This is a genomic window from Oleiagrimonas soli (genome assembly GCF_000761445.1).
In the GTDB taxonomy this organism is placed as follows: domain Bacteria; phylum Pseudomonadota; class Gammaproteobacteria; order Xanthomonadales; family Rhodanobacteraceae; genus Oleiagrimonas; species Oleiagrimonas soli.
In genome coordinates this window covers 525,197-546,708 of record NZ_KN196470.1, presented here as the reverse complement: position 1 = coordinate 546,708, position 21,512 = coordinate 525,197, and the positions used below count along the sequence as shown (strand labels likewise).

The following is a 21,512-nucleotide window of genomic DNA, read 5'->3' as shown; positions in this document are numbered from 1 at the left end:
ATGCAGATTCGTTTCGTCCTGGCCGCGCTCCGCAAGCATCGACTGGCCACTTTCCTGATCGCCCTGCAGATTTCGCTGGCCTGCGCGGTGTTGTGCAACGCGTGCTTCCTGATCGTGCAGCAGGTGCACGCCATGCGGATCGACAGCGGCGTTGACGAAGCGCGCCTGGGCACCGTCAAGCTGTCCGGCTTCGACCCGAAGAGCGCCAACGACTTCAACGCGCGCGTCGTGGATGCATTGCGCCATGTCGACGGCGTGCAGTCCGTCAGCGTGATCAGCGGGGTTCCGTTCGGCGAGCCGGGCGTCCGCGCCGGCATCGGACTCGATCCGGACTACAAGCAGTTCGGCGGCGTGATCGACTTCTACCTCGGCGACGACCACGCCGCCCACGATTTCGGCCTGCATCTGATTTCGGGCCGCATGCCTTCGCCGGACGACTACATGCCGGTGACGAAGTTCGTGCCGTCCAATGCGCCCGTGCTCATCACCCGCACCCTGGCCGAACACCTGTGGCCGGGCCAGAATCCGCTCGGCAAACAGTTCTGGGGCCTGGACACCCAATTCAGAGTCATCGGCGTCCTCGATCATCTTTCCGTGTCGCAACCCGGCGGCAGCGAGGCCAAGGACCCCGACTGGTCGGTCTTCGTGCCGGCCATCGCCGGCCCGAACCTTGCGGGCAAGTACCTGATCCGGGCCCAGCCGAATGACATGCCGCGCGTCATGCGCGAAGCGCGGGAGGCCGCACTCAAAGCGGCTCCGGATGCCGTGCTCGACACGGATCAGAGCCACAGCCTCTCACGACTTCGGCATAGCTACTTCGAGAGCGCGCGCGTCATGGTGAAGCTGCTGGCAGGCGTGGTCGTGGCCCTGCTCGGGACGACCGCGCTCGGCATCGTCGGGCTGGCCAGCTTCTGGGTCACGCAGCGCCGCAAGCAGATCGGCACGCGCCGTGCGCTCGGCGCCACCCGCGGCGACATCCTGCGCTACTTCCAGATCGAGAATTTCATTATCGTCTCGTTCGGCATACTGCTCGGCATGCTGCTCGCGTACGGCCTGAGCCTGGAACTGATGCGGAGCTACGAAGTGCCCCGGCTGCCATTCGGTTACATGCCCATCGGCGCGGCCGCGCTGTGGATACTCGGTCAACTGGCGGTGCTGGTGCCGGCGCTGCGCGCTTCGGCGATCACGCCGGTAGAAGCCATCCGGACGCTATGAGCTTGTTGCCCCCAACCGCCGCCGGCACATCGGCTCACGCGCCACCGAAGGAACGCCTCATGCTCGAGATGCGCGACATGTCCAAGATTTTCCGCACGGAACAGGTGGAAACGCACGCGCTGCGATCGTTCGATCTTCATGTGCGGGAAGGCGAATTCGTCACCGTCACCGGACCGTCCGGTTCCGGCAAGACCACGTTCCTGAACATCGCCGGCTTGCTGGATACCTTCAGCACAGGCGCCTATGTGCTCGACGGGCAGGACGTTTCCGACCTGGACGACTACGCGCGCAGCAAGCTGCGCAACCGCAAGATCGGCTTCATCTTCCAGGGCTTCAATCTGCTTCCAGACCTGAACCTGTTCGACAACCTCGATGTACCGCTCTGCTACCGCAGACTGAAGCGCGCCGAGCGCCACCAGCGCATCAACGACGCACTGGCACGCGTCGGTCTTGCCTCGCGCATGAAGCATTACCCGTCGCAACTCTCCGGCGGCCAGCAACAGCGTGCGGCCATCGCCCGCGCGCTGGCGGGACATCCCCGCCTGCTGCTGGCCGACGAACCAACCGGCAACCTGGATTCGCAAATGGCGCTGGAAGTCATGGATCTGCTGCAGGACATCAACCGCGCCGGCAGCACCATCGTCATGGTCACCCACGACCCGAATCTGGCATCCCGCGCGCAGCGCAACGTGCACATCGTCGATGGCCGTGTGGCCGAAGACCCGGCGGACGGCACGATTCGTCCGCGCCCGGTCGAGGGGACCGCCTAGCGGCCGCGCTGGCGCGACCCGCGCTTCACCGATCCAACTGCTCCAGGGGCGGCAACGACCAGTCGATCGGCGCCTGCTCGTGCGCTTCCAGATACTGGTTGGCGCGCGAGAAGTGCGCGCAACCGAAGAAACCGCGGTGCGCCGAGAGTGGCGAAGGGTGCGGCGCGCGCAGGATGCCGTGGCGACGGCTGTCGATGCGCTGCGCCTTGCTGCCGGCGTGGCTGCCCCAGAGCAGGAACACGAGATGCTCGCGCTCGCGGTTGAGCACGTCGATCACGGTGTCGGTGAAGCCTTCCCAGCCCTTGCCGCGATGCGAGGCGGCCTGGCCGCGCTCGACCGTCAGCACGGTGTTGAGCAGCAGCACGCCGCGGTCGGCCCAGGGCGTGAGGCAGCCGTGATCGGGCCGTGCGATGCCGAGATCGCTCTCGATTTCCTTGAAGATGTTGACCAGCGACGGCGGCGCCGGCACGCCCGGACGCACCGAAAAGCACAGTCCGTGCGCCTGACCGGGACCGTGATACGGATCCTGGCCCAGAATCACCACCTTCACCTTGTCGAACGGGGTGTGCTCGAACGCGGCGAAGATCTCGCCGCCAGGCGGATAGATGGCCTTGCCGGCCGCCTTCTCGGCGCGCAGGAAATCGCCCAGCGCCTGCATGTCCGGACGCTGGAAATAGTCGCCCACGCGCTGCTTCCAGGAAGTCTCCAGCCGCAGTTCGCTCATCGTTTCGTCCTTGCCTGCCCGGTTCACTCGGCCACTGCGGCCGCCCGCTCGCGCAAATGGCGCGACACGCGCAACTGGAACAGCAGCTTGGTCATCAGCAGACGCTCCTCGACCGGCTTCTCGACCAGGTCGTTGGCGCCGGCGCGGATCAGCTCGGCCTGCTTGTCGGGGTTGTCGTCGCCGGTCATCACCAGCACCGGCAGCTGACCCTTGTTGTAGCCGAACTCGCCGCGCAGCTTGCGCAGCAGGTCGCCGCCGGTCAACTCGCCCTTCAGGGTGACGTCGGTCAGCACCACGTCGGCGCCGATGCGCCCCTGTACCTTGGCCGTCTCCAGCCGCGCCAGGGCGTCCTCGACGCTGATGTCGTGCAACACGCTGAGGCCGTGCTTCTCCATCATGCGCCGCGTCGCCAACGCGACCACGCGGCTGTCCTCGATGTACAGCACCTCGCCCTCAGCCTGATCTTCCGGCCGCACGTAGCCGAGGATGAAGTCGGCCAGGGCCTTGAAGCCCAGCGACTTGTCGAAATAGTCGGTGACGGCATCGCCCAGGCTGCGGTCGCGCAAGCGCTGATCGACATCGCCGGAGATCACCACGATGGGCACGTAGGTCTGGGTGACCTGCTCGCGGATGTGGCGGGCCAGCTCCAGACCGTCGCCGTCCGGCAAACGCAGCGCCATGGTGACGAAATCGACCATGCCCTCGTCCAGCGCCGCACGCGCCTCCTCGCCGCTGCCGCAGCTGACCACCGTGGCCTCCGGCAGCTCCTTGCTGAGCACCTGCTCGATGAGCCGGCGCACGACCTTCGAGCCGTCGACCACCATCACGCGCGGTTCCGCGCTGGCAATGTGTCGGCTGATGTCGCCCTTCATGCTTGCCCCCAAATCCGTGTACGACTCATTCCGGCCGCCGCAGCTGCCGCGCGCAGACCAGCCGCGCGCCGAGCCAGCCCAGTGCCGCCGCGAGCACCGGCACCAGCGCCAGCAGCGCCCACGGCAACCCGCCGAAATCCAGGCGTCCGCCATAGCTGGCGGCCAAGCGTGCCACCGGCGCCGACAGCGCCCATTCCAACAGAAGCGTGAGCACCGTGGCTACCACACCTCCGGCCAGACCGTACCAGAGACCGGCGTAGAGGTACGGGCGACGCACGAACGACGGACTGGCGCCGACCAGGCGCAGCACGCCGATCTCGTCGCTGCGGCCCTGGATGTCCAGGCGCACGCTGTTGCCGACCACCAGCAGCGCGGCGATCGCCAGCAGCACCGCCAGCAGCAGCACGGCGCGCGTGCCGACCGCCAGCAGCGCATCCAGACGCTGACGCCAGGCGCCGTCGTCCTGCACCTGATCCACGCCCGGCTGCGTGCGCAGCCAGGCGATCAGCTTGGCCGCCTCGCCGGCATCGATGTGCGCCACCGGGCGGATCACGACGACGTAGGGCAGCGGGTTGTAATCGAGCGATTTCAGCGCGTCGCTGAAGCCCTGCATAGTGGCCAGCTCGGCCATACCCTGCTTCGGCGTGCGCACATCGACGGCCGCCACTTCCTTGCGATCGCGCAGACTGTCGGCGAGGGCCTTGGCGTCCGCGGCGTGACCGTCCACCTTCATGAACACGCTGATGGCCTGGGTCTGGCCCAGCGCCGTGCCCAACCGCTGCAGGTTGCCCAGCAGCAGCGCGAAGGTCAGCGGCAGCGCCAGCGCGAAGCCCATCACGGTCACGGTCAGCAGCGTGCCGAGCGGTCGCCCACCGAGCCGACGCAGGCTGGCGACCAGACCCCAGGCGTGCTGTTCGCCCCAGGCCGCGACGCGGCGCGGGCGGGTACGGCTGGTGGCCGGTTCGCGAGCGACGCGGGCCATCAGGAACGCACCTCGGTCGCCGGCACGTCGTCCACCAGACGCCCGTGATCGAGCACCAACACTCGCTTGCGCGTGCGCTTGATGAGCATCAGGTCGTGACTGGCCACCAGCACCGTGGTGCCGACGTTCTGCAGGGCGTCGAACAGCCCCATGATCTCGGCGGCGAGCTGCGGATCGAGGTTGCCGGTCGGTTCGTCGGCGATGATCAGCGGCGGCTTGGCGACGATGGCGCGGGCGATGCCCACGCGCTGCTGTTCGCCGGTGGACAGCATCGCCGGCGCCTGCTTCTCGTAGGACAGCAGCCCCACCTTCTCCAGCGCCGCACGCACGCGTCGCGCGCGCTCGGCCGGGGCGATGCCGGCGATCACCAGCGGCAGCGCGACGTTGGCGAAGACGCTGCGATCCATCAGCAGGCGGTGATCCTGAAACACCATGCCCAGCTTGCGCCGCAGGCGCGGAATGGAACCGGCGCGTGCCGTGGACAGATTGCGCCCGTCGACGGTCACGGTGCCGCGCGTCGGGCGCTCGATCATCGCCAGCAGTTTGAGCAGGGTGCTCTTGCCCGCGCCGGAATGGCCGGTGACGAACACCATTTCGCCGGGTTCGACCTGGAAGGACAGCCCGCTGAGAGCTTCCTGGCCGGTGGCGTAGCGTTTGCTGACCTGGTCGAAACGGATCACGGACGCCGCATCGTCTGCAAAAACGCGAGCATACCGTGCCGACACCGCGAAGCCATAGACGTGCTGCGCGAATCGTTCATCCAGACCCGCGCAACACGTGCGTTCAAAAGGCTTTGGACTCAGCGACCGCCGCCGAACAGGCGACGGAAGAAGCCGACCTTCTTCGGCTTGGCCGGCGCCGGCTCGGCATGCACCTGGCGGCTGCCGGACGTCTTTGCCGATGCCTGACCGGCCTCGGTCGACGCGCTGCCCGAGCGACGGCGAGACCCATCGCGCGATCCGCGCTCCTCGCCCTTGCCGTCTCCCTTGCCGCGGGCATTGCCACGCTCGCCGCCCTGCGCGCGGCCACCGCCCTGCTGCGCACCTTCGCCGCTGCGTCCGCGACCGCCACGGCGACGGCGACGCTTGCGCGGCGCGCCTTCCGCCGCGTTGTCGCCGGCCGCAGGCGAAGCCTGGGTCGAAGCCACGGCAGTCTCCGTGCCGGACATGGCCCTTTCCTCGCCCGCCGCGTCGTTCCGGGAACCCTGCCCCGAAGAGGCGGGCTTCTTGCCGCGACGACGGCGGCGCTTGCGTGGCGCACCCTCCCCCGTCTCACCCGTGGACGAAGACGGGGACGCGGTCGCTTCGGTCGGTGCGTCCTCGCCGTCGTCGTCGTCGTGATGCGCGTTGGCCGCCTGCGGACGCGGCGCGGGCATCTTCAGCATGGCCGGGTCGATGGCTTCGACCGGAATCTTCTGCTCGATGTAGGCCTCGATGTCCGGCAGACCCATCGCGTACAGGTCGCAGGCGAAGCTGATCGCGTCACCCTCGGCGCCCAGGCGCGCGGTACGGCCGATGCGGTGCACGTAGTCCTCGGCGTCGTGCGGCAGGTCGTAATTGAACACGTGACTGACCGCCGGGATGTGCAAACCGCGCGCCGCCACGTCGGTGGCCACCAGCACGTCGATCTGGCTGTCCTTGAAACGCTGCAGCAGCTTCTGGCGCTTGACCTGGGGCACGTCGCCGGACAACGCGCCGACGTTGTAGCCGTGCTTGCGCAGGCGCTCCTTGATGCGTTCCACCGCCGCCTTGGTGTTGGCGAACACGATGCTGCGCTCGGGCTTGTGCTGCTCGATCAGGTTCAACAGCAGCGGCATCTTCTCTTCCTTGGCCGGGAAGTAGACCACCTGGCGCACGCGGTCGGCGGTGACGTTGTCGGTCTCCACCACCAGCTTCTCGGCCTCGTTCATGTGCTCGTAGGCCAGCTCCAGCACGCGATGGCTCAGCGTGGCCGAGAACAGCAGCACCTGGCGCTCGTCGCGGCCCGGCAGTCGGCGGAAGATGTAGCGCACGTCCTTGATGAAGCCGAGATCGAACATGCGGTCGGCCTCGTCGATCACCATCACTTCGACCGAGTTCAGCGTGAACACGTGCTGCTTGTAGTAGTCGAGCAGGCGGCCGGGCGTGGCGATGATGATGTCGCAACCGTCCTTGAGCTGTTGGCGCTGCTTGTCGTAGTCGACGCCGCCGTAGATCAGCGCGACGCGCAGTCCGGTGTCGCGGCCGATGGCGCGGGCGTCCTTCTCGATCTGGATCGCCAGTTCGCGGGTCGGCGCAATGACCAGGGCGCGCGGATCGCTGTCCTTGCGGTCGGCCATGGCCGGCTGGGTCAGCAGGCGATTCATCATCGCCACCAGGAAGGCGCAGGTCTTGCCGGTGCCGGTCTGTGCCTGGCCGGCGACGTCGCGGCCCTTCAGCGCGACCGGCAGGGTCAGCGACTGGATCGGCGTGCAGCGGGTGAATCCGCAGGCGCGGAGGCCTTCCTGCAGTTTCGGGTGCAGGTCGAGATTCTCGAAGAAGGTGTCGGTGAGTACGTGTTCAGCCATAAATCCTGATCCGGCCGGCGAGCCACGGGCTCGCGGCATTGCGTGCGGCGCGCCGTGGGTCGGCGCAGCCGGGAAAAGAGGTTCGGTGCGGGGGCTGTCCGGCGCCCGAGCGCTCGGTCGGCGCGTGCCTGCGCGCCTGTCCTCGGGCGAATCCGGGAGCCGGGGCGCGATCGGCCGGCGACATGCACGCCAGCTTGAATCCCGTCCCGAGTTGCGCTGGAATGAGCGTAAGCCGCAACGGCCGCCCGCTTGATTTATCCAGCCCCACCCGCCATCTGTGGGTGACATAGTGTAGCCGATGCCGAACGCCGCGTGCGCAGGCAGCGGCCGCGACCCACCCGCAACCACGGAGTCCTCCGCAGTGAGCGATCTGATCACCCACATCAACGAAAGCGAATTCGAGACCGAAGTCCTGAATTCGGACATCCCCGTCCTGGTCGATTTCTGGGCGCCCTGGTGCGGCCCGTGCAAGGCCATCGCGCCGATCCTCGACGAGGTCGCCAAGGATTACCAGGGCCGCGTCAAGATCGTGAAGGTCGACATCGACCAGAACCAGAAGACCGCCGTCAACTACAACGTGCGCGGCGTGCCGACCATGATGGTGTTCAAGGGCGGCAAGGTCGAGGCGACCCAGGTCGGCGCCGTGCCGAAGGGCCGCATCACGCAGATGGTCGACAGCCTGCTCTGAGCGCCCGTTCCCGGCCGCGGCGGCGGCGATCCGCCGCGCGGCCGGACGATTGCGACCGAACGCTCGCAGTGCTAGATTGCAAGTCCTGACGCCGGGCCGTTCGCGCCCGAGCATCCGCAAGATCCCCGATCCTTCCTTTTTTCCACGGCGCCCTGCGAGGTCCGTTCGTGTCCGATACCGATACCAAAGCCAGTCCCGAGACCCCGCGTCCGGACGATTCCCCCGCGGCCGAGAAGACCGCCAAGCCCCGGCGCACCCGCGCCAAGGTGGCCGACAAACCGTCCAGCGACGCCCCGGCGCCGAGTCCGGCACCGGCTCAGACGCCTTCTCCCGCACCCGCGCCCACTTCTTCGCCTGCGCCCGCCCCGGCGGCCAGCAGCGGCGAGGGCGGTGGCGACAAGTCCCATGCTGGCAACGGCAACGACGGCGACAACGACGGCCAGGGCAAGTCGCCGCAGGGCGGCGACCGCAACAAGGCGCGCAACAACAACCGCAACAACAGCAACAACAACGAACGTCGCGGCCGCCGCCGTCGACACGAGCGCGGCAGCAACAACAACGACAATCGCGGCAATCGCGGCAGTCGCGGCAACAACAACGGCCTGCCGATGGACGATGACGAGAACCACGACGCTGGCAGCGACGATCGCGTCATCAACCTGACCGAGCTCAAGCGCAAGAACGCCATCCAGCTGCTCGAAGCGGCCGAGGAACTGGGCGCCCACGAAGGCGTCGCCCGCGCCCGCAAGCAGGACGTGATCTTCAACATCCTCAAGGCCCACGCCCGCTCCGGCGGCGGCATCTGGGCCGAGGGCGTGCTGGAAATCCTGCAGGACGGCTTCGGCTTCATGCGTTCGGCGGACGAGTCCTACCTGGCCGGTCCCGACGACATCTACGTCAGCCCCAGCCAGATCCGCCGCTTCAACCTGCGTACCGGCGACTACATCACCGGCCGCGTGCGCCCGCCCAAGGAAGGCGAGCGCTACTTCGCGATGCTGCGCGTGGAGACCATCAACGACGATCCGCCGGAAGCGTCCAAGAACAAGATCCTGTTCGAGAACCTGACTCCGCTGTTCCCGCGCACGGCGTTCCATCTGGAGCGCGGCAACGGTTCGACCGAGGACATCACCGGCCGCATCATCGACCTGATCGCCCCGATCGGTCGCGGCCAGCGCGGCCTGCTCGTCTCCCAGCCCAAGGCCGGCAAGACGATGATGCTGCAGAACGTGGCCCAGGCCATCACCACCAACCATCCCGATGCGCACGTCATCATCCTGCTGATCGACGAGCGCCCGGAAGAAGTGACCGAGATGCAGCGCACCGTGCGCGCCGAGGTCATCAGCTCGACCTTCGACGAGCCGGCCGTGCGCCACGTGCAGGTTGCCGAAATGGTGATCGAGCGCGCCAAGCGCCTGGTCGAGCACAAGAAGGACGTGGTGATCCTGCTCGACTCCATCACCCGTCTGGCGCGTGCCTACAACACCGTGGTGCCGAGCTCCGGCAAGGTGCTGACCGGCGGTGTCGACGCCAACGCCCTGCAGCGTCCGAAGCGCTTCTTCGGCGCCGCGCGCAACGTCGAGGAAGGCGGCAGCCTGACCATCATCGCCACCGCGCTGATCGACACCGGCTCGAAGATGGACGAAGTGATCTACGAAGAGTTCAAGGGCACCGGCAACATGGAAGTGCACCTGAACCGCCGCATCTCCGAGAAGCGCGTGTATCCGGCCATCGACATCAATCGCTCCGGCACCCGCCGCGAGGACCTGCTGATCGCCCCGGACCTGCTGCAGAAAATCTGGATCCTGCGCAAGCTGCTGCATCCGATGGACGAGCTGGCGGCGATGGAATTCATGCTCGACAAGATGAAGAACACCAAGACCAACGACGAGTTCTTCAATGCCATGAAGCGCTGACCGCTGCCTCGTCACGCATCGCGAAAAAGCCGGTCCTGCGCCGGCTTTTTCGTGTCTGTTGCCAGCGAACGAACGCGCATCCATGCGCAAGGCATGGCCGGGCATCCACGCCAGAAGCTCGTCATGATGCCGCGGCAGACGCCTCGTGACGCACGTCCCGGACAGCGCATCGAAACCGCCACGGGAACGATCATCGATCCGAGGAGCGTGCTCGATATGCAAAAAGATCACGTCGTCGCGCCGCGACCAAACCGTTGCCGCCCAAACGCTCCAGCATGCGCAAGCCCTTGCGCAACTCTTCGCCGCGCTCGCTCCGCACGTTCGCATGCGCGCGCGCCCGGTCAGCCGCACTGAACGCCTGCCGGGGATTTTTGGAATACCGTGAGCCGTGTCTTGCGAGCGCCCGCGCCGCGACATCGCTGCCTGCCTGCACGCCGAAGTGATCCGCCACGGCCAGCAGCGTCTGCGTCGGCATCTGCAGGAACGACTCGAAGTTCAGCGTGGGCACGTGCACCGACGACGAGGATCGCGCGTAGATCTCCATGTACATCCACCAGAGCAGCGCGCCGCGCTCGCCTTCGCTCATCCGTGCCGTGTCGATTCCCGCCAGGTCGTCGCGCAGGTAGTGACGCATGTCGCGGACCCGGTCGCGCACAAAAACGCTGCGCGTATCGTCGCCGAGCACGGCCATCAGATAGGTTTCGACATCCGTGTAGAGAAAAAGGACCCGCGACGACGGATGTCGCGCCAGAACGATGTCGATCAGCGGCACGCAGATGTCCGACGGCTTCACCAGTACCGCTTCGGTCGGCGCATAGGCATGAAGCAGCTTTTCCACGCCATCGCAGTAGCGCGACCACTCCGCAAGATCGCGCCCCTGTTGCTCGAAAAGCCGTTTCCACGCGGCAAGACCGTGGAAGGCGCTCGGCTCACGCAAGGCCAGAACGCCACGCATGTCGCCCAGGCAGCGGGAAATCAGCGTCGAGCCGCAGAATCCCACGTGGAACAGATAGTGCAGCGGCCTCGGATGCAGCGCGCGGCCATCGCACGCCGCATCCACATCCTCCAGCGCGACCCGAAAGCTCTCCTGGTAGCGGATGGTTCGGTAGTCCAGAAACGCGGCCTCGGTGGCGATGCGCCGATCCAGCGTCGCCACCGAAAGCACGCCATGATCGGGGAATACATCGACCGGAAACGCGTCCTTGCTGAGCAAGGCTCGGGTAGGTTCATCCATGGGCGGCAACTCGACAGGATTCCGGTCGCGTGACGCATGCATCGGCGGCCTGCTGCGGACGTTCTCGCGACATGCCGAGCGTCGGCACGCCATCCCGCCGATCCTAGCCCGCGCGATGCTCGTGCGAAAGCACTGCGCCGCCGAAACCGTGCGAACGCATGAGCCCGGGGGCAGCAAGGGACACGCCCCGGCGGCACGACGAGCAAGACGTGCATTCGCCCGCTGCCGACGACCGCGCCATAATCGGGCATCCCGCATTTCTCCGGACTGACACCATGCGTATCTGCGTCTACTGCGCCTCTTCCGATCATGCCGACCCGGCCTACCGCGAAGCCGCATTCGAGCTCGGCCGCCGCCTGGCCGAGGACGGCCACACCGTCGTCTACGGCGGCGGCTCGCGCGGATCGATGGGCGCGGTCGCGGATGGCGCGCTGAGCGTCGGCGGTCGCGTCATCGGCGTGCTGCCGCGCTTCATGGCCGATCTGGAATGGGGCCACCCGGGCCTGACCGAACTGCAGCTGGTCGAGGACATGCGCGAACGCAAGCACCGGCTGCTGACCGGCTCGGACGCCGTGGTCGCCCTGCCCGGCGGCTGCGGCACGCTGGAAGAGCTGTTCGAGGCGATCACGCTCAAGCGCCTGGGCATCTACCTGCACCCGATCATTCTGCTCGACACGCTGGATTTCTACGCGCCGCTGGACGCGTTCATGGGTCAGGTCATCGACGCCCGCTTCATGAATCCCGAACACGCCCGCATGTGGCAACGCGTGGCCACGCCGGCCGAGGTGCTGCCGACCATCCTCGACGCCCCGCCCTGGGACGAGAGCGCGCGCGACTACGCCGCCGTGCGCGAATGAATCGGCTGCGAACGCGTCGGCACGTGTAAGCATCCGCCGGTAAACGCGGTCCGTATGCATGGATGACGCCCCACGGAGGCCGACCATGCAACGACGCCGATTCCTGATCTCCACCGCCGCCGCGACCGGTGCCTTGCTGCTGAGCGCCTGCACGCGCAGCCGCGCCGGCGAACCCGTCGCCGTCGCCGGCAGCGGCGCCTGGGACCTGACTCCGGCGCAGTGGCGCGCGCGCCTGACGCCCGCGCAGTTCCATATCCTGCGCGAGGCCGGCACCGAGGCGCCGTTCAGCAGTCCGCTCGATCACGAGACCCGCGCGGGCCTGTACCGCTGCGCCGGCTGCGACCTGCCGCTGTACAGCTCGACCGCGAAATACGATTCCGGCACCGGCTGGCCGAGCTTCTGGAAGCCGCTGCCCGACGCCATCGCCACGCGCCGCGACGCCAGCCTACTGATGCTGCGCACCGAGGTGCACTGCCGCCGCTGCGGCGGCCATCTGGGCCACGTGTTCCGCGACGGACCGCCGCCGACCGGCCTGCGCTACTGCATGAACGGCCTGGCCTTGCAGTTCCACCCCGGCGAAACGGCCTGATCGGGTTCGCCCCTTTCATTTCGGGCTGGCCGCCCCCACAGTGATGCGATCTGTTCCCCGCAAGGATTCCCGGTGTCCATCCCCAGTTCCGCCAAGGCCACGCCGATCACCGACCCGCGCCAGCTGACCGAATACATCGCCAGCGGCGAAAAACCCCGCGAAGCCTGGCGCATCGGCACCGAGCACGAGAAATTCGGCTTCCGCCAGAGCGACCTGCGCCCGCCGACCTACGAGGGCGAGCACGGCATCCGCGCGCTGCTTGAAGGCATCGCCGCCCGCCACGGCTGGGACATCGCCCGCGAGGGCGAACTGCCGGTGGCGCTGGCCCGCGACTGCGCTTCGATCACGCTGGAGCCGGCCGGCCAGCTGGAATTGTCCGGCGCCATGCTGGAGACCATCCACCAGACCTGCCGCGAAGTGAACGGCCATCTGGAGGAAGTGCGCTCGGTCGCCAAGGACCTCGATCTGGGCTTTCTCGGCATGGGCTTCCAGCCCAAGTGGCGGCGCGAGGAGATGCCGTGGATGCCCAAGGGCCGCTACGCGATCATGCGCCGCTACATGCCCACGCGCGGCAACCTCGGCCTGGACATGATGACGCGCACCTGCACCGTGCAGGTGAACCTGGATTTCTCCAGCGAAGCGGACATGATCAAGAAGTTCCGCGTCGCGCTGGCGCTGCAGCCGGTCGCCACCGCGCTGTTCGCCGACTCGCCGTTCACCGACGGCCAGCCCAACGGCTACCTGAGCTACCGCTCGCACGTGTGGACCGACACCGATCCGGACCGCACCGGCATGCTCGATTTCGTGTTCGAGGACGGCTTCGGCTACGAACGCTGGGTCGACTACATCCTCGACGTGCCGATGTACTTCACCATGCAGAACGGCCAGCCGGTGGACGTCGCCGGACGCAGCTTCCGCGACTTCCTGGCCGGCAAGCTGCCGGAACTGCCGGGCGTGACGCCGACCCTGCGCGACTGGGACGACCACCTGACCACCACCTTCCCGGAAGTACGCATGAAGCGCTTCCTGGAGATGCGCGGCGCCGACGGCGGCCCGTGGAACCGCCTGTGCGCGCTGCCGGCGCTGTGGGTCGGCCTGCTGTACGACGACGATGCGCTGGATGCGGCCTGGGATCTGGTCAAGGATTTCACCATGACCGAGCGCAACGCCCTGCGCGACGGCGTGCCGAAGCACGCCCTGAAGCTGCCGTTCCGCGACGGCACCGTGCGCGACCTGGCGCTGGAGACGCTGAAGATCGCCGGTCACGGCCTGAAGCGCCGCGCGCGCCTGAACGAGAACGGCGCCGACGAAACCATCTTCCTGCAACCGCTGCTGGAACTGGCGCAGGCCGGCCAGACGCCCGCCGAACGCAAGCTGGAACTGTTCCACGGTCCGTGGAACGGCAGCGTCGACCCGGTGTTCCGCGAGTTCGCCTACTGATCGAAGCGCATTCGACGCATACGAAAAAGGCCGGCATGTCGCCGGCCTTTTTCGTGCTTGCGTGAGGCTGCGGCTTACTTCAGCCCGCGATCCTTCAGCATCGGGCCCACTTCGGGGTCCTTGCCGTAGAAGTCGCGGAACATCTTGCCGAGGTCCTCGGTGTTGCCGCGCGACAGGATCATGTCGCGGAAGCGCTGACCGTTGGCACGGGTCATGCCGCCGTGGTTCTCGAACCACTGGTAGGCATCGTCGTCCAGCATCTCGGTCCACAGATAGGCGTAGTAGCCGGCCGAGTAACCGTTGCCCCAGATGTGCATGAAGTAGCTGGAGCGGTAGCGCGGCGGCAGGTACGACAGGTCGGTGTGGTTGTCCTTCAGCGCCTGCGCCTCGAACTGGTCGACGTCCTTCAGCGGCGCGTCGGCCGGGATCATGTGCCAGCTCATGTCCAGCAGCGAGGCCGACAGCAGCTCGCCCAGGTCGTAGCCCTGGTTGAAGGTCGCGGCCTTGTGGATCTTCGCGGCCAGTTCCTTCGGCATCGGCTCGCCGGTCTTGTAGTTCTTGGCGTAGTGATTGAAGACCTGCGGGTAGCTGGCCCAGTGCTCGTTGAACTGCGACGGGAACTCGACGAAGTCGCGCGCCACGTTGGTGCCCGACAGGCTCGGGTACTGCTGGCTGGCGAAGAAGCCGTGCAGCGCGTGGCCGAACTCGTGGAACATCGTGGTCACGTCATCCCAGCTGATCAGTGCGGGCTGACCCGGCGCCGGCTTGGTGAAGTTGCACACGTTGTAGATCACCGGCTTGGTGCCCAGCAGCTTGGACTGGCCCACCAGGTTGTCCATCCACGCACCGCCCTGCTTGTTGTCGCGCTTGAAGTAGTCGGCGTAGAACAGGCCCAACGGCTTGCCGTCCTTGTCGAACACCTCGAACACCTTCACGTCCGGGTTGTAGACGGGGATGTCCTTGCGCTCCTTGAACGTCAGGCCGTACAGCTCGTGGGCGGCGTAGAACACGCCGTTCTTGAGCACGTTGTCGACCTCGAAGTACGGCTTGATCTGGTCCTGATCGAGGTCGTACTTGGCCTTGCGCAGCTTCTCGGCGTAGAACTCCCAGTCCCAGGCCTGCAGCTTGAAGTGCTTGCCGCTCTTGTCGATGATCGACTGCAGTTCGCCGGCTTCGTGACGGGCCTTGGCCATGGTCGGCGGCACCAGCGCGCGCACGAACTTCAGCACCGCATCCGGCGTCTTCGCCATCTGGTCCTCGAGCTTCCAGGCCGCGTAGTTCGGGTAGCCCAGCAGCTTGGCCTTCTCGGCGCGGACCTTGGCCAGTTCGGCGATGGTCTTGCGGGTGTCGTTGGCGTCGCCCTTCTCGGTGCGGGTGTAGCTGTTCTCGAACAGCTGCTTGCGCACGTCGCGGTTGGTCAGCTCGGCCAGCGCTGGCTGCTGCGTGGTGTTCTGCAGCGGAAGGACCCACTTGCCGTCCAGACCGCGGTCCTTGGCCGCCTGCGCAGCCGCGGCGATCTCGCCCTCGGACAGGCCGTCCAGCTTGGACTTGTCGTCGACCACCAGCGCGCCGGCCTTGGTCGCGGCCAGCAGCTTGTTGACGAACTGCGACTCCAGCTTGGACGCCTGCTCGTTGAAGCTCTTCAGCTTGGTCTTGTCGGCATCGGACAGCTTGGCGCCGTGATGCACGAAGTCGTTGTAGTACCACTCCAGCAGGCGCTCGGACTCGGGGTCGAGCTTGAGCGAGTCGCGCTCGTTGTAGAGCGTCTGGATGCGCTGGAACAGCTTGTCGTTGAGGTAGATGGCGTCGCTGTGCGCGGCCAGCTTCGGCGCCATGTCCTCGTTGACCTTGCTCAGCGCGTCATCGGAATTGGCCGAGAACAGCGCGTTGAAATCCATCTGCACGCGGTTCAGGGTCTGGCCCGACTTCTCCATCGCCACCAGGGTGTTGTCGAAGGTCGGCTTGTCCGGGTTGTCGGCGATCTTCTGCACTTCGGTCAGCTGCTCCTTCATGCCCTGCTCGAAGGCGGGCGCGAAGTCGCTGTCCTTGATCTTGTCGAACGGCGGTGCCTGGAACGGCAGGTCGCTCTTGGTGAGCAGCGGGTTCTCGCGCGTCTTGGCCGGCGCCGAGCCGGACGGTGCGGGCGCGCTGGCCTGCGGGCCGGCGGCCTTGTCGGACGGGGACGAGGACTGCGAGCAGCCGGACACCGCAACGACGGCGGCGATGGCGGCGGCAAGTGTGATGGTACGCATGCTGTACATCGCGAATGGATCCCTTGCAGACGAAACAGGATTTCCGGCCGGGGCCGAAAAACGATAGACCACCGGCCACTCTACCTGCGCCGAGCGCCCGGCACCAAGTGCCGCTCCCGCGCCTATCGCAGCGCGGCGACGGCCTCGTGCAGCCGCGCGGCGGCGGATGGCGGCGTCGGACCGTGTTCGAGCACGCCCAGGCACGGCGCCGGCATCAGGCTTCGCAGCGTGTCGATGTTGGCCTCGGCCATGGCCATGGCCATGTCGGGATCGACACGGTTGCCGATCCAGCCCAGCAGGCGACGGCCGTCGGCCTGGATCGCGCGCGCGCTGAGCAAGGCATGATTGAGCGCGCCCAGGCGCAGCCCGACCACCAGGATCACCGGCAGATCCAGCGCGGCGGGAATCGCCGAGGCCAGCAGATCGTCGCGCAAGGGCACCATCCAGCCGCCGATGCCCTCGACCACGGTGACGTCGCATTGCGCGCACAGCGCGTCGTAGGCCGCGCGGATCGGCTCCATCGTCACCGTCACGCCGTCCTCGCGCGCGGCCAGGTGCGGCGATACCGGCGCGTTCATGGCGAACGGGTTGACCTGTGCATAGGGCGGCCGCGGGTCGCTGGCCGCCTGCAGGGCCACGGCGTCGGCATTGCGCAAACCTTCGGGGGTGGCGTCGCAGCCGCTGGCGACCGGCTTCATGCCGCAGACCTTCAGGCCCGCGTCGCGCAGCGCATGGATCAGCGCCACGCTGGTGTGGGTCTTGCCGATTTCGGTGTCGGTGCCGGCGATGAAGACGCCGCGCGCAGCGGGCGAACCCGCGATATGCGTTTCGTTCATGGTGCTCACGTTAAAGATGGTGCGGTCGCCATTGCAGCGACCGGATTCGTCACCATGTGAGGATACTACGCCGTCCCCGGGAGCCTGTTCCGATGTTCCAAGCCGAGCCGCTCGACTTCACCGACAAACCCGCCGCCTACGCCGAACTGGCCACCCAGGCCCGCGGCCTGTTGCACGGCGAGCGCAACCTGATCGCCAACGCGGCCAATTTCGCCGCGCTGCTGTATCACGCGCTGCCGATGGTCAACTGGGCCGGCTTCTACTTCTTCGACGGCGACGAGTTGGTCGTCGGTCCGTTCCAGGGCCAGACCGCCTGCGTGCGCATCGCGCTGGGTCGCGGCGTGTGCGGCACCGCCGCGCAGACGCGCCAGATCCAGGTGGTCGAGGACGTCAACGCCTTCGCCGGCCACATCGCCTGCGACGCCGCCTCGCAATCGGAGATCGTGGTGCCGCTGGTGCGCGCGGACGGCTCGCTGCTGGGCGTGTGGGACGTCGACAGCCCGCACGTGAATCGTTTCGACGACGCCGACCGTGCCGGCATGGAACAGCTCTGCGCCGTGTTCATGGACGCCGTCGAAGCAGCCGGCGTGGCGGCCTAATCCGCGTCGTCGAACATCGCCATGATGGTCTCGCGGGCCTGTTCCAGACCGGCGCCCGCGCTGGAAGAGAACGACTGCACGCTGGCCGGCCAGCCCTCCTGCCGGCACAGCGTGCGTGCGCGTTCGACGGCCGCGGCGGCCTGACCGCGCGAGAGCTTGTCCGACTTGGTCAGCAGCAGATGGCACTGCAGTCCGCTGGCGCTGCAGAAGTGCAGCATCTGGCGGTCGAACTCCTTCAGTTCGTGCCGGATGTCGGCAATCAGCACCACGCCGCGCAGGCTTTCGCGCTGGTTGAGGTAGGCGTCGATCTCCTTGCGCCAGTGCGCGCGCAGCGACTCGGGCACCTTGGCGTAGCCGTAGCCCGGCAGATCGACCAGCCGCGTGCGCTCGTCGAGCGTGAACACCACCATCTGCTGGGTGCGGCCCGGCGTCTTCGAGGTGCGCGCCAGGGCGCGCTGGCCGGTCAGCGCATTCAGGGCGCTGGACTTGCCGGCATTGGAACGGCCGGCGAACGCCACCTCGGCGCCCTCGTCGGCGGGCAGTTGCGCGACTTTGTGCGCGGCAAGAACGAATTGCGCGCGCTGCAACGGATTGGAACTCATCGGGGAAACCTTGTGCTGGAACCGGCCAGGACAGCGGCCGTTTGACCGGTCCCTTGCGCGCGGGGATAATTCTGAAGTTTAGTCATGACCCCCACGCAGTACCGGGCTTTCGGGAGACAGTGTATGAGTTTTCGGCGTGTAGTGGCTCTGGCCGCCACCCTGGTCGCTGGCGCGGCCATGGCGCAGAGCGCCCCTCAGCAAGCCGCTCCGGCCGCGGCCGGTTCGACCGCCCCGACCACGGCGGCCGCAACCAGCCAGCCCAGCGGCCCGCTGCCGGGCGACGCGAAGACCGGTCAGGCCAAGGCCGCGGTATGCGGCGCATGCCACGGCATGGACGGCAACTCGTCCGATGCCCAGTACCCGAAGCTGGCCGGGCAGAACGAAGAATACATCTCGCGCCAGCTGCACAACTTCAAGAGCGGCAAGCGTCAGAACCCGATCATGCTGGGCTTCGCCTCGCAGCTGTCGGATCAGGACATGGCCGATGTCGGCGCCTACTTCATGACCAAGCGTTCGCGTCCGGGCGTGGCCGACGAGAAGCTGGCCGAAGAAGGCGGCAAGCTCTATCGGGAAGGCGACGCCAGCCGCGCCATTCCGGCCTGCATGGCCTGTCACGGTCCCGACGGTCGCGGCAATCCGGGCGCCGTCTACCCGCAGTTGGCGGGCCAGCACGCGCAGTACCTGCAGAAGACGCTGACCGCATGGCACGACGGCACGGTCTGGGGCGATGACGATCATTCCAAGATCATGCCCGCCATCGCCCAGCGCCTGACGGCCAAGGACATCACCGCACTTTCCAGCTATCTGGAAGGCCTGCATACCGCTACCGACACCCAGGCCGAGAGCGCCGCCCCCTAAGGCGCTCGCGGTACCAGCCACAGCCCCGCCGCGGCGGGGCATGGGTTCCCGGCCTGAAGCGTGACACCGGCATCGGCGCGGGAGCCGTTTTCTACGGAGAGTCCCGATGCGCAAAGCACTGCCGATCCTGATCTGTTCTCTGTTCCTGGCCGCCTGCGGCTCGCATTCCGGCGACGCCGATACCGCCAGCGCTCCGACACCCGCCGCTCCGGCGACCGCGCCTGCCGCACCGGCGCCGTCTTCGTCCGCCGCCAGCGCCTCCACCGCCGCCACGCCGGCCGCCAGCGACAGCGCGGCGACGCCGGCCGGTGACGGCACCGCCAGCGACAACGACACCGCCAGCGCACCCGCGATCGATCCGTCCAAGGTCGACTTCAAGGACACCGGCAAGTGGGTCGCCGGCAAGAACTACTTCGTCATCAGCCCCGCGCAGCCCAAGGTCAGCTCGACCAACAAGGTCGAGGTGGTCGAAGTGTTCTCGTGGGGCTGCCCGGCCTGCAACGCCTACCATCCCCTGGTCGACAGCATGCGCAAGGCGCTGCCGGACTACGCCACCATGGAATACCTGCCCGCCGCGTTCCGGCCGGACGAGAACTGGGTGGTCTATCAGCGCGCCTTCTACGCCGCGCAGGCGCTGGGCGTGGCCCGCAAGAGCTACGACGCCGTGTTCGACGCCGCCTGGAAGAGCGGCGAACTGGCCACCTACGACCTGGCTTCCGGTCGTCCGAAAGAGCGCGCCGACTGGCCGGGCATCGACGCCTTCGCCAAGTTCTTCGCCAAGCACTACGGTGTCAGCGAGCAGCAGTTCCTCGGCGTGGCCAATTCGTTCAGCATCAACACCAAGATGAAGCGCGCCGATGAACTGATCAAATCCTACGGTGTCCCTGGTACGCCGACGTTCATCGTCGACGGCAAGTACCGATTCGACTTCCAGAGCGCCGGCGGTGGAAAGCAGGCCATCGAACTGGCGCAGTGGCTGGTCGCCAAGGAAGCGTCGGGACACTGATCCCGCGCATCGCAGAATTTCCGGAGAACATCATGATCAAACGCATCGCCCTGCTCGTGTTCGGCATCGCTCTGGCCAGCGCCTGCTCGGCCCAGGACAACGGCGCCAACAAGGCTGCCTCGTTCACCGACGGCAACGAGTACGTCACCATCCCGAAGCCGCAGCGCCTGTCCGATAGCGGCAAGGTCGAGGTGGTCGAGGTGTTCTCCTACGGCTGCGTCCATTGCGCACACTTCGCGCCCGATGCCGAAAAGCTGCGCAAGTCGCTGCCCAAGGGCGTGCAGTTCAAGCTGCTGCCGGCCTCGTTCAGCCCGGCCTGGGAACCGTACGCCCGCGCCTACTACGCCGCGCAGAAGCTCGGCGTGCTGAAGCAGACGCATCTGGAGCTGTTCAGGGAGAAGTTCGAGGAGCGCTACCCGATCAACACGCTCGACGAACTGGCCGACTTCTACGCCCGCCAGGGCGTGGACAAGGCGAAGTTCCTGCAGATCGCCAACTCCAAGGAAACGGATCAGGCCATCGCCCGCGGCAATGCCCTGATCGCCGACTGGGGCGTCGACGGCACGCCGACCATCGTGGTCGACGGCACTTACCGCAGCAACCACATCAAGAGCTACGACCAGCTGCTCGACCTGACCCACTGGCTGGTCCAGCGCGAACTGCACAAGGGTTCCTGAACCCGTTCCTGAACACGGCAGGCGACGCGGCGACGCGTCGCTTGCCGATGTCCTCAACGGACCGCTACCTTGGCGGCATGACCGGCCCCACTTCCCGCATCCTGCGCGTGCTGAGCTGCAACATCCTGGCCGGCGCCAGCGTGCAGCGCTACCGCCAGTACGTCACCCGCAGCTGGGCCAGCGTGCTGCCGACCCGTGCCAAGCAGGACAACCTCGACAGCCTGGCGCGCATCCTGCCGGAGTTCGACGTCATCGGCCTGCAGGAAACCGACGCCGGCAGTCTGCGCTCGGGATTCCGCAACCAGACACGCTATCTGGCCGAGTCGTCCGGCATGCCGTTCTGGAGCCATCAGCCGAACCGGCAGATGGCGCGCCTGGCGCATTCGGCCAACGGCCTGATCAGTCGCGTACAGCCGATACAGGTGGTCGACTACCCATTGCCCGGCCGCGGACGCGGCGCGCTCCTGGCGCGTTTCGGCGAGGGCGACGACGCGCTGGTGGTGGTGGTCGCGCATCTGGCGCTGGGTCCGCAGGCGCGCGAACGGCAGCTGGCATTCATCGCCGAATTGCTAGGCTCCCATCCACACGCGATTCTCATGGGAGACCTCAACACCGACCCCGACAGCAGCGAGATGCGCCGCCTGTTCGAGCGCACATCGCTGCAACCGCCCGCGCAGGCGCAGCCGACGTTTCCGAGCTGGCGTCCGCGTCGTGCGATCGACCACATTCTGCTGTCTCCGGACCTGCGCCTGCGTCGTCAATGGACGCTGCCGGACGCTTTTTCGGATCACCTTCCGCTCGCCGCGGAAATCGAACTGCCCATGGAGCTGGCCATGCACTGACCCGCTCCGCC

At 67.2% G+C, this 21,512-nt stretch carries 21 protein-coding genes; 12 read left to right on the top strand and 9 right to left on the bottom strand.

Translation table 11 applies throughout. The features are described from left to right. Both LF63_RS02340 and LF63_RS02335 read left to right on the top strand, forming a co-directional pair. On the top strand, positions 1-1,215 hold the full coding sequence (locus LF63_RS02340) for an ABC transporter permease (protein ID WP_043099364.1): 1,215 nt from the start codon (positions 1-3) through the stop codon (positions 1,213-1,215). A 59-nt stretch (positions 1,216-1,274) separates the two neighbouring features. Next, a complete protein-coding gene (locus LF63_RS02335) occupies positions 1,275-1,985 on the top strand; it encodes an ABC transporter ATP-binding protein (RefSeq protein WP_043099362.1) in 711 nt (236 codons plus the stop codon). A gap of 25 nt (positions 1,986-2,010) precedes the next feature. Here LF63_RS02335 and ung read toward each other — a convergent pair whose 3' ends face one another. The 5 genes from ung to LF63_RS02310 form a co-directional block, all read right to left on the bottom strand. After that, positions 2,011-2,709, bottom strand: a complete 699-nt coding sequence (gene ung / locus LF63_RS02330) for a uracil-DNA glycosylase (RefSeq protein WP_043099361.1) — start codon at positions 2,707-2,709, stop codon at positions 2,011-2,013. A 23-nt stretch (positions 2,710-2,732) separates the two neighbouring features. Continuing rightward, positions 2,733-3,581 (bottom strand): response regulator, encoded by an 849-nt coding sequence (locus tag LF63_RS02325; protein ID WP_043099359.1) that lies wholly within the window; start codon positions 3,579-3,581, stop codon positions 2,733-2,735. Positions 3,582-3,606: 25 nt separating this feature from the next. Next, positions 3,607-4,563: a permease-like cell division protein FtsX gene (ftsX, locus tag LF63_RS02320; RefSeq protein ID WP_043099357.1), complete on the bottom strand. Its 957-nt coding sequence runs from the start codon at positions 4,561-4,563 to the stop codon at positions 3,607-3,609. Then, positions 4,563-5,243 (bottom strand): cell division ATP-binding protein FtsE, encoded by a 681-nt coding sequence (ftsE, locus tag LF63_RS02315; RefSeq protein ID WP_043099355.1) that lies wholly within the window; start codon positions 5,241-5,243, stop codon positions 4,563-4,565. The genes ftsX and ftsE overlap by 1 nt, the downstream gene beginning before the upstream one ends. 119 nt (positions 5,244-5,362) lie before the next feature. Next, a complete protein-coding gene (locus LF63_RS02310; protein ID WP_052394584.1) occupies positions 5,363-7,108 on the bottom strand; it encodes a DEAD/DEAH box helicase in 1,746 nt (581 codons plus the stop codon). 361 nt (positions 7,109-7,469) lie between these two features. On the opposite strand from LF63_RS02310, the gene trxA reads away from it, so the two are divergent. Both trxA and rho read left to right on the top strand, forming a co-directional pair. Then, on the top strand, positions 7,470-7,796 hold the full coding sequence (gene trxA, locus LF63_RS02305; RefSeq protein ID WP_043099354.1) for a thioredoxin: 327 nt from the start codon (positions 7,470-7,472) through the stop codon (positions 7,794-7,796). Between the two features lie 167 nt (positions 7,797-7,963). Next, a complete protein-coding gene (gene rho / locus LF63_RS02300) occupies positions 7,964-9,709 on the top strand; it encodes a transcription termination factor Rho (protein WP_043099352.1) in 1,746 nt (581 codons plus the stop codon). Positions 9,710-9,899: 190 nt separating this feature from the next. Here the strand turns inward: rho and LF63_RS15135 are convergent, their stop codons facing one another. Beyond that, positions 9,900-10,943, bottom strand: coding sequence for a hypothetical protein (locus LF63_RS15135; protein WP_152569225.1), 1,044 nt, complete (start codon positions 10,941-10,943; stop codon positions 9,900-9,902). A 275-nt stretch (positions 10,944-11,218) separates the two neighbouring features. On the opposite strand from LF63_RS15135, the gene LF63_RS02290 reads away from it, so the two are divergent. The 3 genes from LF63_RS02290 to LF63_RS02280 all read left to right on the top strand — a co-directional run bounded on the left by LF63_RS02290 (position 11,219) and on the right by LF63_RS02280 (position 13,829). Next, complete coding sequence (locus tag LF63_RS02290) at positions 11,219-11,800, top strand: LOG family protein (RefSeq protein WP_043099351.1); 582 nt, start codon at positions 11,219-11,221, stop codon at positions 11,798-11,800. Between the two features lie 85 nt (positions 11,801-11,885). Beyond that, positions 11,886-12,389 (top strand): peptide-methionine (R)-S-oxide reductase MsrB, encoded by a 504-nt coding sequence (gene msrB, locus LF63_RS02285; RefSeq protein ID WP_043099350.1) that lies wholly within the window; start codon positions 11,886-11,888, stop codon positions 12,387-12,389. 72 nt (positions 12,390-12,461) lie between these two features. Next, positions 12,462-13,829, top strand: a complete 1,368-nt coding sequence (locus LF63_RS02280; RefSeq protein ID WP_043099349.1) for a glutamate--cysteine ligase — start codon at positions 12,462-12,464, stop codon at positions 13,827-13,829. A 74-nt stretch (positions 13,830-13,903) separates the two neighbouring features. Here LF63_RS02280 and dcp read toward each other — a convergent pair whose 3' ends face one another. Continuing rightward, complete coding sequence (gene dcp / locus LF63_RS02275) at positions 13,904-16,090, bottom strand: peptidyl-dipeptidase Dcp (RefSeq protein WP_152569224.1); 2,187 nt, start codon at positions 16,088-16,090, stop codon at positions 13,904-13,906. 113 nt (positions 16,091-16,203) lie between these two features. Further along, on the bottom strand, positions 16,204-16,917 hold the full coding sequence (bioD, locus tag LF63_RS02270; RefSeq protein ID WP_043099348.1) for a dethiobiotin synthase: 714 nt from the start codon (positions 16,915-16,917) through the stop codon (positions 16,204-16,206). 92 nt (positions 16,918-17,009) lie between these two features. Between bioD and LF63_RS02265 the strand changes: the two genes are divergently transcribed. Beyond that, on the top strand, positions 17,010-17,516 hold the full coding sequence (locus tag LF63_RS02265) for a GAF domain-containing protein (RefSeq protein WP_043099346.1): 507 nt from the start codon (positions 17,010-17,012) through the stop codon (positions 17,514-17,516). Here the strand turns inward: LF63_RS02265 and yihA are convergent. Then, positions 17,513-18,118, bottom strand: a complete 606-nt coding sequence (yihA, locus tag LF63_RS02260) for a ribosome biogenesis GTP-binding protein YihA/YsxC (protein ID WP_043099345.1) — start codon at positions 18,116-18,118, stop codon at positions 17,513-17,515. The two genes, LF63_RS02265 and yihA, sit on opposite strands and share 4 nt — an antisense overlap. Before the next feature lie 123 nt (positions 18,119-18,241). Between yihA and LF63_RS02255 the strand changes: the two genes are divergently transcribed. The 4 genes from LF63_RS02255 (at position 18,242) to LF63_RS02240 (ending at position 21,501) form a co-directional block, all read left to right on the top strand. After that, positions 18,242-18,976, top strand: coding sequence for a c-type cytochrome (locus tag LF63_RS02255; RefSeq protein WP_043099343.1), 735 nt, complete (start codon positions 18,242-18,244; stop codon positions 18,974-18,976). Positions 18,977-19,082: 106 nt separating this feature from the next. Further along, on the top strand, positions 19,083-19,982 hold the full coding sequence (locus LF63_RS02250) for a thiol:disulfide interchange protein DsbA/DsbL (RefSeq protein WP_043099341.1): 900 nt from the start codon (positions 19,083-19,085) through the stop codon (positions 19,980-19,982). A 32-nt stretch (positions 19,983-20,014) separates the two neighbouring features. Then, positions 20,015-20,659 carry a thiol:disulfide interchange protein DsbA/DsbL gene (locus tag LF63_RS02245; protein ID WP_043099340.1) on the top strand — a complete coding sequence of 215 codons (645 nt, stop codon included), beginning with the start codon at positions 20,015-20,017 and terminating at the stop codon, positions 20,657-20,659. A gap of 47 nt (positions 20,660-20,706) precedes the next feature. After that, entirely contained in the window at positions 20,707-21,501 is a 795-nt protein-coding gene (locus tag LF63_RS02240; RefSeq protein WP_235205257.1) for an endonuclease/exonuclease/phosphatase family protein, read from the top strand. Positions 21,502-21,512 lie beyond the last annotated feature (11 nt).

Excerpts from the sequence above, each read along its gene's own strand:
- LF63_RS02290 (WP_043099351.1), top strand. The coding sequence starts at position 11,219 with ATGCGTATCTGCGTCTACTGCGCCTCTTCCGATCATGCCGACCCGGCC.
- ung (WP_043099361.1), bottom strand. The coding sequence starts at position 2,709 with ATGAGCGAACTGCGGCTGGAGACTTCCTGGAAGCAGCGCGTGGGCGAC.
- bioD (WP_043099348.1), bottom strand. The coding sequence starts at position 16,917 with ATGAACGAAACGCATATCGCGGGTTCGCCCGCTGCGCGCGGCGTCTTC.
- LF63_RS02255 (WP_043099343.1), top strand. The coding sequence starts at position 18,242 with ATGAGTTTTCGGCGTGTAGTGGCTCTGGCCGCCACCCTGGTCGCTGGC.
- LF63_RS02245 (WP_043099340.1), top strand. The coding sequence starts at position 20,015 with ATGATCAAACGCATCGCCCTGCTCGTGTTCGGCATCGCTCTGGCCAGC.
- LF63_RS02340 (WP_043099364.1), top strand. The coding sequence starts at position 1 with ATGCAGATTCGTTTCGTCCTGGCCGCGCTCCGCAAGCATCGACTGGCC.
- dcp (WP_152569224.1), bottom strand. The coding sequence starts at position 16,090 with ATGTACAGCATGCGTACCATCACACTTGCCGCCGCCATCGCCGCCGTC.
- yihA (WP_043099345.1), bottom strand. The coding sequence starts at position 18,118 with ATGAGTTCCAATCCGTTGCAGCGCGCGCAATTCGTTCTTGCCGCGCAC.
- msrB (WP_043099350.1), top strand. The coding sequence starts at position 11,886 with ATGCAACGACGCCGATTCCTGATCTCCACCGCCGCCGCGACCGGTGCC.
- LF63_RS02325 (WP_043099359.1), bottom strand. The coding sequence starts at position 3,581 with ATGAAGGGCGACATCAGCCGACACATTGCCAGCGCGGAACCGCGCGTG.
- LF63_RS02240 (WP_235205257.1), top strand. The coding sequence starts at position 20,707 with ATGTCCTCAACGGACCGCTACCTTGGCGGCATGACCGGCCCCACTTCC.
- LF63_RS02265 (WP_043099346.1), top strand. The coding sequence starts at position 17,010 with ATGTTCCAAGCCGAGCCGCTCGACTTCACCGACAAACCCGCCGCCTAC.
- LF63_RS02335 (WP_043099362.1), top strand. The coding sequence starts at position 1,275 with ATGCTCGAGATGCGCGACATGTCCAAGATTTTCCGCACGGAACAGGTG.
- LF63_RS15135 (WP_152569225.1), bottom strand. The coding sequence starts at position 10,943 with ATGGATGAACCTACCCGAGCCTTGCTCAGCAAGGACGCGTTTCCGGTC.
- LF63_RS02310 (WP_052394584.1), bottom strand. The coding sequence starts at position 7,108 with ATGGCTGAACACGTACTCACCGACACCTTCTTCGAGAATCTCGACCTG.
- LF63_RS02250 (WP_043099341.1), top strand. The coding sequence starts at position 19,083 with ATGCGCAAAGCACTGCCGATCCTGATCTGTTCTCTGTTCCTGGCCGCC.
- ftsX (WP_043099357.1), bottom strand. The coding sequence starts at position 4,563 with ATGGCCCGCGTCGCTCGCGAACCGGCCACCAGCCGTACCCGCCCGCGC.